Source organism: Maribacter taeanensis (assembly GCF_047345145.1).
Lineage (GTDB): Bacteria > Bacteroidota > Bacteroidia > Flavobacteriales > Flavobacteriaceae > Maribacter_C.
Genome location: NZ_JBLFER010000002.1, coordinates 1,065,329 through 1,079,578 on the forward strand (window position 1 = coordinate 1,065,329; position 14,250 = coordinate 1,079,578).

Below are 14,250 nucleotides of genomic sequence, written 5' to 3' on the forward strand. Positions count from 1 at the left end.
AAATCCTAATATCTTTTTGATGTTAGGATTTTTGTTTTAAATGCCTAGTCTGCTGACAACTCCCCTTCAATATCATTATCTCCCATAGAAATTCCACCATCCGTCTCAGGATTCTCCAAAGCCTCTGGTTCATTACTTTCAATTATCTCAGATTCTTCAGAATGTTCGTTCAAAGCATCTTCCGCTTCATTACGCAATAAAATTTCCTCATCAATTTCATCAAGCATGGTTCCCATTTTACGTTTGTCTTTGATCATTGCCCAGGTCATTACCAAGCTAGTAGCGATAATTACAAAGAGTAGAATTCCAGACTCGAATCCTGCTACTTCTGCTTGGGCAGGTATAGCGTAAAAAAGTAGTACAGTTATCAATCCTCTGGGTGCAATAAATAGTTGTGGCAACATGTCTTTTCCAACAAAAACACGAAGAATCACCCATCGAATGGCGTAAATCGATGCTATAATCAGAATACTAACCAAAGCTACTTTTAAACTTAGAAGCGATGATAAGACAATAGTAATACCAAAGATTACAAAGAAAAAAGTACGCACGACAAATGCCGTTTCTAACGTTATGATGTGCAATTCATGATACATTTGATGCATTCGATCTTCTTCAAGAAATATTTTTGTTTTTCCAGGGAAAAAGAGATTGATATTTTTAATGATCAATCCGAAAATCAAAATAATAATAAGGGAAGAAAGATGCATTTTCTTTCCGATAGCATACAATAGAAGTAGTACAGCGATCAATAAAAAGAGCTTGGCTTGACTTTTAATGCGCTGAAAAACTAGAATGATGGCGTAGCTTGCAACAACCGCAATTACAATGGTTAATATGAGATTTATGGAGAATCCTGCAACTCCGCCATCTTCAGCAGGGTTAAGTCCCCCAGCTAAAAAGTAGAACATCATAATTCCGAAAATATCAGAGAAAGTACTTTCATAAATATGGAATTCCCGTTTAGCATCGACCAATCCGCCTACACTGGGAATAATAATTGCACTTGAAAGAATGGATAATGGTGTTGCATACAGCCATGCCGATTGCATGGTCATACCCTCTATAAATTGATATAAAATTAATGCTGCTACCCATGCGGAACCTACTAAGCCTATTAAGGCGATAGCCATAGATTTTAGAATGGGAATGAGCTTTTCTCTTTTCAACTCTAGCTCGAGAGCCGCTTCGAGAACAATCATAATTAAACCAACTGTACCAAGAATTTCAAGAGAGCCTCCAAAGTCGGGAATATCCGAAACAAAAAATCCAAGTCCAATATTGATTAGAACACCGAGAACGATCAACATCAAAACAGAAGGGATATTGGTCTTTTTCGAAATGCCATTGAACCAAAATGACAATACAACAATGACAGATGCCCCAATGATGAGGTTATAGGAGGATAGAATTTCCATTGGTTAGAAGGTTTTTGAAATTAGGACACTATTTTCTTAACACTTTAAAAATAACATTTAATACTTGATTATGTTGTGCGACACTAAATTATTGATGTTTTGAGGTCGTAATTATACTATAAAACAGTAGTGTTGTTAATTGGTGAAAAACAAAAATAAATGTATATTTGCACGACTGAAAGGATAGAATTTTTATTCATGAGGGGACATTTGGTCCTCTTTTTTATTTCTTGATATTATGTTTAAGGATCAAGTGGAGACACTTTTGAATGATGGACTAGAGGAAGATGGTAGTCTTTTTTTGATTGATTTCACCATTTCCGCTGATAATAAAATAAATGTAATTATCGACGGTGATAATGGAGTGACCGTTAAAGACTGTATTAAAATCAGTCGAGCGATTGAGCATAATTTAGACAGAGAAGAACAAGATTTTTCTTTAGAAGTAGCTTCAGCAGGAGCAGCTTCTCCGTTGGTTATGCCGCGGCAGTATAAAAAAAATATTGGTAGAAAGTTAGCTGTGAAAATTGGAGATGAAATCTTCGAAGGTAATTTAACAGAAGTAACAGACGACCATATTGTTTTAGAGTGGAAAGCACGGGAACCCAAACCCATAGGAAAAGGGAAGCATACAGTTCAGAAAAGGAAGGAAATTGATTTTTCTGAGATAAAAGAAGCAAAAGTTATTTTAAAATTTTAATAGGAATTGACCCATGGAAAATATTGCGTTAATTGAATCTTTCTCAGAGTTTAAAGATGATAAATTCATCGATAGGGTGACCTTAATGGCTATTTTGGAAGATGTATTTCGAAACGCCTTAAAGAAGAAATTCGGATCTGATGATAACTTTGATATTATCATCAACCCAGATAAAGGGGATTTAGAAATTTGGAGAAACCGAATCGTTGTTGAAGATGGTGAAGTTGAGGAGCCGAATGAAGAAATTTCGCTTACCGAGGCACGCAAGATTGAGCCTGATTTTGAAGTGGGTGAAGATGTGTCTGAAGAGGTAAAGCTTATGGATTTAGGAAGAAGAGCTATTTTGGCCTTGCGTCAGAACTTGATTTCTAAGATTCATGAGCATGATAATACTACAATTTACAAACAATTTAAGGATCTTGAAGGTGAAATATACACTGCTGAGGTTCATCACATTCGTCACAAAGCAATTATTTTGTTAGATGATGAGGGTAATGAAATTATTCTTCCGAAAGACCGTCAGATTCCGTCTGACTTTTTTAGAAAAGGAGATAATGTAAGAGGTATTATTGAGAGTGTTGAATTGAAAGGGAATAAACCTTCGATTATTATGTCGAGAAGTTCTCCTAAATTTTTGGAGCAGCTATTCTTTCAGGAAATTCCAGAGGTTTTCGATGGCTTGATTTCAATAAAGAAAGCAGTTCGTATCCCTGGGGAAAAGGCAAAAGTAGCTGTAGATTCATACGATGATCGTATTGATCCAGTAGGTGCTTGTGTTGGAATGAAAGGATCTCGTATCCACGGTATCGTTCGTGAATTAGGTAATGAAAATATTGATGTCATCAATTGGACGAACAATCCGCAGTTGTTAGTAACTAGAGCTTTGAGTCCGGCAAGAGTTTCAACGGTGAAGTTGAATGATGAAAAAATGACCGCTCAGGTTTATTTGAAACCAGAAGAAGTTTCTAAAGCTATTGGTAGAGGAGGTCATAATATTCGATTGGCGGGTCAGCTAACGGGTTATGAGATTGATGTGTTCCGTGAGGGTGTTGAGGAAGATGTGGAATTGACAGAGTTTTCAGATGAAATCGATGCATGGATCATTGAAGAGTTCAAGAAAATTGGAATGGACACAGCAAGAAGTGTTTTAGAGCAAGATGTTAATGATCTTGTTAAAAGAACTGATCTTGAAGAAGAAACAATTACTGAAGTTGTACGCATACTAAAAGCAGAATTAGAAGAATAGCTATATATTAGCGGTGTTTTATAAGGAATTACAAGAATAGGAATTAGTATTTATGGCAGATAATGCAACAATAAGGCTTAATAAAGTTCTAAGAGAACTTAATATTTCATTGGACAGAGCGGTAGATTATCTATCGTCAAAAGGCCATGAAATAGAAGCACGCCCAACCACCAAGATTTCCGAAGAGGTACATCAGGTGTTATTGGACGAGTTCCAGACTGATATGAGCAAGAAAGTTGCATCAAAAGAGGTTGGAGAAGAAAAACGGAAAGAGAAAGAAGCCATACGAATTCAATTAGAACAGGAGCAAGAAGAAAGAAGATTGGCTCGTGAGAAAAGAGCAGCCGCTTCCGAAGTGATTAAGGCTAAGGCTGAACTTAGTGGACCTAAAACGGTTGGAAAGATTGATCTTAATCCTAAGAAGAAAGCAGAAAAAGCAACTGTCAAGGAAGAAAAAGCTCCGGTTAAGGAGGAGAAAGTTGATGCCGTAGCTCCTGAAAAGAAAACAGAGGCAAAAGCAGAAACAACAGAAAAAGCAGAAGCGAAAGTAGAAGCTGCTGAGCCTGTTGCAGAAGAAGCTGCTCCGGTTGATGAAAAGATCGCTACGCAATACAAGAAGCTTTCTGGCCCAAAAATAATGGGAGATAAGATTGATCTTAGCAAATTTCAGAAGCCTAAGAAAAAGAAAGAAGAGCCTAAAGCTAAAACTGAAAACGCCAATGCGGATCGTAAGAAAAAGCGAAAGCGTATTGTCAGTAATAAACCCGGTGCAACGCAAGGAAGAGGAACAGGCCCAAGAGGAGCTGCTGGTGCCCGAAAAGGAGGAGGTCAACGTTTTGGTGCACCAAAAGTAGAGCCTTCTGAAGAAGATGTTCAAAAGCAAGTACGTGAAACCTTAGAGAAACTTCAAGGGAAGTCGAAGAAAGGTAAGGGTGCAAAATATAGAAGAGATAAAAGAGATCAACACCGTCAACAGACCGAGGCTGATCTTGAGATAGAAGCAATTGAAAGCAAAACGCTTAAGGTCACAGAGTTTGTAACTGCGAATGAAGTTGCGACGATGATGAACGTTTCGACTACAGAGATTATTTCTGCATGTATGTCCTTGGGTATGATGGTTACCATGAACCAACGCTTAGACGCAGAGACGCTTTCGATTGTTGCAGATGAGTTTGGCTACGAAGTTGAGTTTGTTACTGCTGATATTGATGAAAGTATTGTTGAAGAAGAAGATGCGGCAGAAGATTTGAAACCAAGAGCTCCAATTGTGACCGTTATGGGTCACGTTGACCACGGTAAAACTTCTTTGTTAGATTACATTCGACAAGAAAACGTAATTGCAGGTGAGAGTGGTGGAATAACACAGCATATTGGTGCATATGGGGTAACCTTAGAGGATGGTCAAAAAATCGCCTTCTTAGATACGCCAGGTCACGAAGCCTTTACAGCGATGCGTGCTCGTGGTGCTCAAGTTACAGATATTGCTATAATTGTTATTGCTGCGGATGATGATATCATGCCGCAAACAAAGGAAGCTATCAGTCATGCTCAGGCCGCTGGAGTTCCTATCGTTTTTGCAATCAACAAAATAGATAGAGATGCTGCCAATCCTGATAAGATAAAAGAAGGTCTAGCAAATATGAACTTATTGGTAGAAGACTGGGGTGGTAAAATACAATCTCATGACATCTCTGCCAAGACGGGTCTTGGAATCAAAGAATTGTTAGAAAAAGTATTGCTCGAAGCTGAATTATTAGAGCTTAAGGCTAATCCCGATAAACTTGCTGTTGGTACGGTTGTAGAAGCTTTCCTAGATAAAGGAAAAGGGTATATCTCAACTATTTTAGTGCAAGCAGGTACTTTGAAAATTGGAGATTATGTGTTGGCAGGAACTTGCAGCGGAAAGGTTAAAGCCATGCAAGATGAACGTGGTAATATTATAAAAGAAGCTGGTCCTTCTCAACCTATTTCTATTTTAGGGTTAGATGGTGCTCCGCAAGCAGGAGATAAGTTTAATGTCTTAGATGATGAGCGTGAGGCAAAACAAATTGCTACTAGACGTTCTCAATTGCAACGCGAGCAATCGGTAAGAACACAGCGTCATATTACTCTTGATGAGATCGGAAGACGTATTGCATTGGGTGATTTCAAAGAATTGAACATTATCTTGAAAGGTGATGTTGATGGTTCTGTGGAAGCGCTTACTGATTCTTTCCAGAAATTATCTACGGATGAAATACAAGTAAATATTATACATAAAGCAGTCGGACCTATTACGGAATCCGATGTGCTTTTAGCTTCTGCTTCTGATGCGGTTATTATCGGGTTTAATGTAAGGCCGATGGGTAATGCAAGGCAGGTAGCTGATAAGGAAGAAATCGATATCCGTATGTATTCTATTATTTATGATGCCATAAATGATTTAAAGGATGCGATGGAAGGAATGCTTTCTCCGGAAATGAAAGAAGAGATTACGGGTACTGCCGAAATACGTGAGACTTTCAAGATTTCTAAGATTGGTACTATCGCAGGATGTATGGTCACAATCGGAAAGATCTTTAGAAACTCAAACATAAGGTTGATTCGTGATGGAGTTGTTATATATACTGGTGAACTTACTTCATTAAAACGATTCAAAGATGATGTCAAGGAAGTAGCGAAAGGTTATGATTGTGGTTTGCAAATTAAAAACTACAATGATATCAAAGAAGGAGATATTGTAGAGGCCTTCCAAGAGGTAGCTGTGGCGAAGAAGTTGAAATCAAAATAGTATCCCAGTAGGGAGTTTCTAGTAAAAATAAAAAACCAAAAAAATAGAGCGAATTCGCTCTATTTTTTTGGTTTTAATAACATCGCATTGGGGTATTTTCTTCTAACTTCATTAAACTTCCGTTCCGCTTGAAGTTTATCCTTGAACCTTCCTACTTTCACTCTGTAGGTCGGAGAGTCAAAATCGACTCTTGAAGATAAACTAGGAAAGTCAATGTTTACGAGTGATTTTAAGTTGTTTGCTTTCTCATTTGAGCTTACAAAACCTACTTGTATAGTATAGTAGTTTGATTGCGAAATTACATCCTCATAAATCTCTAAGAGAGTGTTTATTTTTTCGTCTTGTTCAATGTTGATTTTTCCATTTTGAGCATTGGCAAAAGGGATGGAAAAAGTCAAAATTAGTAGTATAGCTAGTGTTTTCATGCTTTTAGCTGAATGTCTTATAATAGGTACGTACAAAAGTAATTTTTTATATTTCATAGCTAGCAAATCAATAGTTATTTAGAATAATTATAAATTATAAATTATCAATACGTTAAGATTTTCTAAATAAAGTATGTGTCGTATTTTTGCATCCAATTTAGGAAGCGATAATTTTAACCTACAATCTCTAACATATAAATTATCGTGCCAAGATTTAGATTGAAATATTCTGTATATGAAAAAGGTTATTTACCGCAATCAAATTTCTAAAGTTTTAGGTATCAGTCTAGTAGTTTTCCTACTCTCCTCTATTTCACTTTTTGCGCAAGATGAAGTTGCCGCTGTCGAGGCTGCTGCAACTACAGATGCTTCTGGTGGTGACGTTGAAAAAGGAAAGGCTTTGTTCAAGGTGAATTGTGCGGCATGTCACAATTTGAAGAAGAAAATGACAGGGCCAAATTTGTATAAGGTCGAAGAGCGTTTGGCGGAGAATGAAGGTTTGGATCGCGAATGGTTGTACGCTTGGATAAAAAATAGTGCTGGTGTCATCAAATCTGGAGACGCTTATGCAAATAAGATTTATGCGGAGTACAATCAGTCAGCAATGACTGCTTTCCCAACACTTTCTAATGTAGATATTGATAATATTTTGGCGTATACCGCAGCTGAACCTGTGGTTGTTCCTCCGCCTCCACCTCCACCTGGCGGGGATGTTACTTCTGCAACGTCTGGTATTTCCAACGAAATTATTCTAGGAGCTCTTGTTCTGGTTTTTGGTCTTTTGGTAATGATGCTGTTCTTAGTAAACAAAACCTTGAGAAGAATTGCTGAGGCTAGTGGAGTTGCTGTTGTTAAAGAAGAAGCTGAAGAAAGAACGCCACTGTGGAAAGCCTTTGCTAAGAATCAGTTTTTGATTTTGTGTACAGTTATTTTCCTTTTGCTTGGAAGTGCGTATTTCGCTTACGGCTGGATGATGCAAGTTGGTGTTGATCAGGGCTATGCTCCAATTCAACCGATTCACTATTCGCACAAAATACATGCAGGTACGAACAAAATAGAATGTAAGTACTGTCACTCGTCGGCCCGTAAATCAAAACATTCTGGTATTCCTTCTCTAAATGTTTGTATGAACTGTCACAAGTCTATTTACGAATACACGGGGGTTGCAGGTGAAGCGCCTAGTCAAGAGGACTTAGCGAATGGTTACACGAACGAGTTCTACACAGGTGAAATCAAAAAGCTTTACGCTGCAGTAGGTTGGGATGAAGAAAATCAGAAATATACTGGTGAAAGTAAGCCGGTGGAATGGGTTCGAATTCATAACCTTCCAGATTTTGCATATTTCAATCACTCGCAACACGTTGAGGTTGGTAAGATTGAATGTCAAACCTGTCACGGACCGGTTGAAGAAATGGAAATTATGTATCAATTTTCTCCATTAACAATGGGTTGGTGTATCAACTGTCATAGAGAAACTAATGTGCAAGTTGAAGGAAACGAATACTACGATAAAATACACGCTGAACTTTCTAAGAAGTACGGAGTTGAAACCCTTACCGCTGCACAAATGGGTGGTTTGGAATGCGGAAAGTGTCACTATTAATACAAACAAAAAGTAGCTAATTACAGATATACGTATGGCATCAAACAAAAAATATTGGAAAAGCGAAGCGGAGTTAAATCCCAACGATTCCATTGTTGAGACGCTAAGACAGAATGAATTTGTAGAAGACATTCCTGTTGATGAGTTTTTGGGTGATAAAGAAACTTTAGAATCCACCAATACCAATAGAAGAGACTTCTTGAAGTATGTTGGTTTTAGTACAGCGGCTGCTTCTTTGGCTGCTTGTGAAGGACCAGTTATTAAGTCTATTCCTTATGTTGTAGCTCCTGAAAACATTGTTCCTGGTGTTGCAAATTATTACGCTACTACAATTGCAAATGGTTTTGACTTTGCGAGTATCTTAATTAAGACGCGCGAAGGAAGACCAATAAAAGTGGAAAATAATAAAGAAGCGAAAGTAGCTGGCGGTGCTAATGCACGTGTTCAGGCTTCCGTTCTGTCATTATATGATAGCACAAGATTGCAAGGTCCTAAATCTGGAGCTGGTGAAGATGTTTCTTGGGATGTCATTGATGCTGCTGTAAAATCAAAATTAAGTTCAGGAAAGCAAGTTGCTTTCTTGACGCAAACATATGCTAGTCCATCTACTTCTAGATTAATCGAAGAATTCAAAGCGACGAATCCGAATGTAAATCATGTAACCTATGATTCCATTTCTGAAGAAGCTGCCTTATCGGCTTTTGAAGCGAAATATGGCGAACGCGCTCTTGCGGATTATAATTTTGAAAATGCCGATATTATCGTATCCTTTGGTGCGGATTTCTTAGGAGACTGGCAAGGAGGCGGATATGATAGCGGCTATTCCAAAGGGCGTGTTCCGAAGAACGGAAAAATGTCTAAGCATGTTCAGTTCGAGGCAAATATGTCTTTGACTGGTGCAAATGCTGATAAGCGTGTTGCATTAACGGCACAGTTTCAAAAAGTGGCCTTAGCGTATTTATATGCGAAGTTAAACGGAACTAGTGCTGGTGGTGAGCTGCCTGCTGAAGCTCAAAAAGTACTTGATAGCCTAATTGCTCAAATTAGAAAGAATAAAAGCGGAGCTGTTGTAGTTTCCGGAATTGATGATGTCAATGTTCAAACGGTTGTTTTGGCAATCAATGAAATGTTGGGTAGTAAGGCTTTTGATGCAAAAGCACCAAGATATACAAGACAAGGAAATGTCAAAGCTGTTCAGTCGCTTGTTGCTGATATGAATGCTGGTAAAGTGGGTATGTTGATTATTGATGGTGTCAACCCAATGTATTCTCTGCCAAATGCTTCTGATTTCAAAACAGGTATTGAGAATGTTGATCTTTCGGTAAATTTTTCAACCAATTGGAATGAAACTTCTGCTGTTTCAACTTATGCTGCTGCCTCAAATCACTACTTGGAGTCTTGGGGTGATGCGCAAATCAAAAAAGGGCATTATAGCATAATGCAGCCGACCATAAAAGAGTTGTTTGATACAAGACAATTTCAAGCATCTGTTTTAAAATGGATGGGTAATGACAAAAGCTATTACTACTATATTAAAGAAACATGGAACGCTTTTGTTTTAAATGGAAGTGATTTTAATAAAGCTGTTCATGACGGAGTTTTTGTAGCGGGTGGTGACACAATGACAACGGTTAGTGAGAATGCTGATCCAGTAGTCATGGCTGATGTTTCTGATAAAGAAGAAGCTGAAGCAATAATAGACGAGTCGCAAATGATGTCTCAGTCGGTATCTATTTCTTCCGCTGTACGCAGTTTAGCAAGCGCCACTGGTACAGAGGGAATGGAGCTAACTTTATACTCCAAAGTAGGCATGGGTGACGGTCAGCAGGCAAATAATCCATGGTTGCAAGAATTCCCTGATCCTATTACACGTGTTTCTTGGGATAACTATGTTACGGTTTCTAAAGCTGATGCTGAAACTCTGGGATTGATAAATGAGAATGTAGCTAATGGTGGTTTAGATGGAAGCTACGCCAACTTAACGGTTAATGGCGTTGCAGTAAACAATGTTCCTGTAATCATTCAACCAGGTCAGGCGAAAGGAACTGTAGGGCTGTCTTTTGGATATGGAAAGAAAGCAGGAATGAAATCTGAGATGCAAACTGGCGTAAATGCTTTTGCCTTGTATCAAGACTTCAACAATATACAATCTGTCAAAATTGAAAAAGCAGGTGGAATGCATGAATTTGCATGTGTTCAGTTGCATAAAACAATGATGGGTAGAGGTGATATCATCAAAGAAACAACTTTGGAGATATTCAACACAAAAGACCATGCGGAATGGAATCATGTTCCTCAGGTGTCTTTAAATCACCAAGAAGTTCCTGCAACTTCAGTGGACCTTTGGGATAGTTTTGATCGCTCTATAGGGCATCACTTCAACATGTCTATCGATTTAAATGCTTGTACCGGTTGTGGTGCATGTGTTATCGCTTGTCATGCGGAGAATAACGTTCCTGTGGTTGGTAAGCAAGAAGTTCGTAAGTCAAGAGATATGCACTGGTTGCGTATCGATAGATACTACTCTTCTGAAGATAGTTTTGAGGCAGATAATACGAAGAAAGATGATTTTGATGGACTTTCAGGAGACAATGGTTCGCTAGGAGGTTTCGGTGAATTGGAAGACCCTTCTGCTAATCCGCAGGTGGCTTTCCAACCTGTAATGTGTCAGCACTGTAACCATGCGCCTTGTGAAACGGTTTGTCCAGTTGCGGCAACATCACATAGCCGTCAAGGTCAAAATCACATGGCGTATAACAGATGTGTAGGTACAAGATACTGTGCAAACAACTGTCCGTATAAAGTACGTCGTTTCAACTGGTTCTTGTATAATAACAATGACGAGTTTGATTTTCATATGAATAATGACTTGGGCAAGATGGTCGTGAATCCTGATGTGAATGTTCGTTCTAGAGGGGTAATCGAAAAATGTTCGATGTGTATCCAGAAAACACAGAAAAGTATTTTGGATGCCAAGCGAGATGGTCGTCCAGTTGCTGATGAGGAATTCCAAACAGCATGTTCTTCTGCTTGTAGCAACGGAGCAATTGTTTTTGGAGATATCAATGATAAAAAGAGTGAAGTCGCTGAGTTGAAAGAAAGCGATCGTATGTATCACTTGTTAGAGCACGTAGGTACCAAACCAAATGTATTCTATCACGTTAAAGTGAGAAATACAACAGAAGCATAACCAATACAGTAAAGTAAGTAACTATAATACAAATCTATGGCGTCGCATTACGAAGCACCTATTAGAAAACCCTTAGTAATTGGAGACAAAGGTTACCATGATGTAACTGTCGATATTGCTGCTCCGATTGAGGGTCGAGCGAATAAGCACTGGTGGATTGTTTTTTCCATTGCTTTGGCAGCATTTCTTTGGGGAGTTGGGTGTATAATCTATACCATTTCTACGGGAATTGGTACTTGGGGTCTAAACAAAACCGTAAACTGGGCTTGGGATATTACCAACTTCGTTTGGTGGGTAGGTATTGGTCACGCAGGAACTTTGATTTCGGCGGTACTTTTATTATTCCGTCAGAAATGGAGAATGGCAATTAACCGTTCTGCAGAGGCGATGACTATCTTTTCGGTTATTCAAGCGGGATTGTTTCCCATCATTCACATGGGGCGCCCATGGTTGGCATATTGGGTATTACCTATTCCGAACCAATTTGGCTCCCTATGGGTAAACTTTAATTCACCACTACTTTGGGATGTATTTGCGATATCAACATACTTATCCGTTTCATTGGTATTCTGGTGGACAGGTTTGCTTCCTGATTTTGCAATGTTGAGAGATAGGGCAATTCTGCCGTTCCAAAAGAAAATATATAGTTTATTAAGCTTCGGATGGAGTGGTCGTGCAAAAGATTGGCAGCGTTTTGAAGAAGTATCATTGGTATTGGCAGGTTTGGCAACGCCACTTGTACTTTCTGTACACACGATTGTATCCTTTGACTTTGCTACTTCAGTAATTCCTGGATGGCATACCACGATATTCCCGCCATACTTTGTTGCAGGTGCAATTTTCTCGGGATTTGCCATGGTGAACACCCTTTTGATTATCATGCGTAAAGTATGTCATTTAGAAGATTATATCACGGTACAGCATATCGAATTGATGAACATTGTAATTATGATTACAGGTTCTATAGTAGGTTGTGCGTATATCACTGAGCTATTCATGGCTTGGTATTCAGGAGTTGAATACGAACAATATGCATTCTTGAACAGAGCTACCGGACCTTACTGGTGGGCGTACTGGGCAATGATGACTTGTAATGTATTTTCTCCACAATTCATGTGGTTCAAGAAATTGCGTACGAGTATCATGTTCTCGTTCTTTATCTCGATTGTAGTAAACATAGGAATGTGGTTCGAACGTTTTGTAATTATCGTTACTTCATTGCACAGAGATTACCTTCCATCTTCATGGACGATGTTCTCGCCTACATTTGTTGATATCGGAATCTTTATCGGAACGATTGGTTTCTTCTTTGTACTATTCTTATTGTATTCAAGAACCTTCCCTGTAATTGCACAGGCGGAAGTGAAGTCTATTTTAAAGTCATCCGGTTCGAAATACAAGAAATTGAGAGATGCAGGTCAGCCTTTATATCAAATAAGTAATGAGGCTCCAAAAGTATCTGAAGGAATTCCCGCGAAGACGGAAACTGTAGAAGAAATTGTTGAAGAGAAGACCGTTCCGAGTACAAATGTTGAAAAAGATGCATCTAGTCTTTTGGCATCAATAGGAACATTTGACCCAGCAACAGAAACGGCTGATGATTTGAAAAAAGTAAAAGGTATTGGTCCGAAGATGGAGCAGACCTTGAACCAAATCGGCATTTTCACTTTCGCACAAGTAAGTCGAATGACAGGAAAAGAATATGATTTGTTAGATTCTATTACGGAGGCCTTCCCCGGAAGAGCGCAACGTGATGACTGGGCAGGTCAAGCGAAAACTTTAAATAACAACAAATAGATATGGCATCTAAAGTTATACAGGCATTTTATAATGATGACGATGTGCTGATGCACGCTGTCAAAAAGGTGAAGGCTGCCAAACATCATATTGAGGAAGTGTATTGTCCTTTTCCGGTTCACGGGCTAGACAAAGCTATGGGCTTAGAGCCAACACGAATAGCAATTACTTCTTTCATGTATGGTTGTGTAGGTTTGACTGTGGCTATTGTAATGATGAACTTCATTATGATTGAAGATTGGCCTCAAGATATTGGTGGTAAGCCAAGCTTTAGTTATATCGAGAATATGCCAGCATTTGTTCCCATTATGTTTGAGTTGACTGTATTTTTTGCGGCTCACTTAATGGTAATCACCTTCTATTTGAGAAGTAGATTGTGGCCTTTTAAAGAAGCTGAAAATCCTGATGTAAGAACAACTGATGACCATTTTTTAATGGAAATAGAAATTCACGATAATGAGGCTGAATTGATGAGCTTATTATCAGATACAGGAGCAGTAGAGATTAACGTATCAGAAAAAGACCTTCATTAATATGAACAGTTTGAAGAAAATAGGAATCGTATTTGGATTGCTTGCTGTTTTGGTTTCTTGCCAAGACAATAGTAGACCGAACTATCAGTACATGCCAAACATGTATGAGCCGGTAGGTTATGAAACGTATGAGCAAGTTGATTTTTTACCATCTGGCCAGGAAGCAATGCTTCCGCCAGCAAACACTGTTCCAAGAGGTTGGATGCCCTACAGTATTGAAAATACAATAGAAGGTAAAGAACTGGCAAGATTGAACTCGAGTCCGTTGGATACCCTCCAAAGAGATGCAAACTTGGCTAAAGGGGCAGAGATGTACAATATTTACTGCGCTATCTGCCACGGACCTAAAGGAAAAGGCCAAGGCGCCTTGGTGAAGAACGAGAAGATATTAGGTGTTCCTAGTTATGATGACGTGGCACGGAATATTACCGTCGGAACTACTTTTCACACTGTTCAATACGGTTTGAATTCAATGGGTTCTTATGCATCGCAAATGAATACAGAAGAAATGTGGCAGGTTTCTGAGTATGTCATGCAATTGAAACAAGACTTAACTAAATAATACATA

10 protein-coding genes are annotated in these 14,250 nt (G+C 38.7%); 8 read left to right on the forward strand and 2 right to left on the reverse strand.

Translation table 11 applies throughout. The features are described from left to right. Positions 1–44 precede the first annotated feature (44 nt). Positions 45–1,418: a cation:proton antiporter domain-containing protein gene (locus ACKWCD_RS10500; protein ID WP_413983900.1), complete on the reverse strand. Its 1,374-nt coding sequence runs from the start codon at positions 1,416–1,418 to the stop codon at positions 45–47. Positions 1,419–1,656: 238 nt separating this feature from the next. Here ACKWCD_RS10500 and rimP point away from each other — a divergent pair, with 238 nt between their 5' ends. Genes rimP through infB form a run of 3 tightly spaced genes read left to right on the forward strand, consistent with a single transcriptional unit; the run spans position 1,657 to position 6,134 of the window. Then, positions 1,657–2,118: a ribosome assembly cofactor RimP gene (gene rimP, locus ACKWCD_RS10505; RefSeq protein WP_413983901.1), complete on the forward strand. Its 462-nt coding sequence runs from the start codon at positions 1,657–1,659 to the stop codon at positions 2,116–2,118. A gap of 13 nt (positions 2,119–2,131) precedes the next feature. Further along, complete coding sequence (gene nusA / locus ACKWCD_RS10510) at positions 2,132–3,364, forward strand: transcription termination factor NusA (protein WP_413983902.1); 1,233 nt, start codon at positions 2,132–2,134, stop codon at positions 3,362–3,364. A 52-nt stretch (positions 3,365–3,416) separates the two neighbouring features. Continuing rightward, on the forward strand, positions 3,417–6,134 hold the full coding sequence (gene infB, locus ACKWCD_RS10515; protein ID WP_413983903.1) for a translation initiation factor IF-2: 2,718 nt from the start codon (positions 3,417–3,419) through the stop codon (positions 6,132–6,134). A gap of 59 nt (positions 6,135–6,193) precedes the next feature. On the opposite strand, the gene ACKWCD_RS10520 is transcribed toward infB, so the two are convergent. Then, entirely contained in the window at positions 6,194–6,559 is a 366-nt protein-coding gene (locus ACKWCD_RS10520) for an SPOR domain-containing protein (protein ID WP_413983904.1), read from the reverse strand. A gap of 235 nt (positions 6,560–6,794) precedes the next feature. Between ACKWCD_RS10520 and ACKWCD_RS10525 the strand changes: the two genes are divergently transcribed. From ACKWCD_RS10525 to ACKWCD_RS10545, 5 genes are read left to right on the forward strand one after another with little or no spacing between them, the layout of a single operon-like run. Beyond that, entirely contained in the window at positions 6,795–8,162 is a 1,368-nt protein-coding gene (locus ACKWCD_RS10525) for a cytochrome c3 family protein (protein WP_413983905.1), read from the forward strand. Positions 8,163–8,196: 34 nt separating this feature from the next. Continuing rightward, positions 8,197–11,352: a TAT-variant-translocated molybdopterin oxidoreductase gene (locus ACKWCD_RS10530; protein ID WP_413983906.1), complete on the forward strand. Its 3,156-nt coding sequence runs from the start codon at positions 8,197–8,199 to the stop codon at positions 11,350–11,352. 36 nt (positions 11,353–11,388) lie between these two features. Continuing rightward, on the forward strand, positions 11,389–13,149 hold the full coding sequence (gene nrfD, locus ACKWCD_RS10535) for an NrfD/PsrC family molybdoenzyme membrane anchor subunit (protein WP_413983907.1): 1,761 nt from the start codon (positions 11,389–11,391) through the stop codon (positions 13,147–13,149). Between the two features lie 2 nt (positions 13,150–13,151). Next, positions 13,152–13,682 (forward strand): DUF3341 domain-containing protein, encoded by a 531-nt coding sequence (locus tag ACKWCD_RS10540; protein ID WP_413983908.1) that lies wholly within the window; start codon positions 13,152–13,154, stop codon positions 13,680–13,682. Position 13,683: 1 nt separating this feature from the next. Beyond that, a complete protein-coding gene (locus tag ACKWCD_RS10545; protein WP_413983909.1) occupies positions 13,684–14,244 on the forward strand; it encodes a c-type cytochrome in 561 nt (186 codons plus the stop codon). Positions 14,245–14,250: the final 6 nt, after the last annotated feature.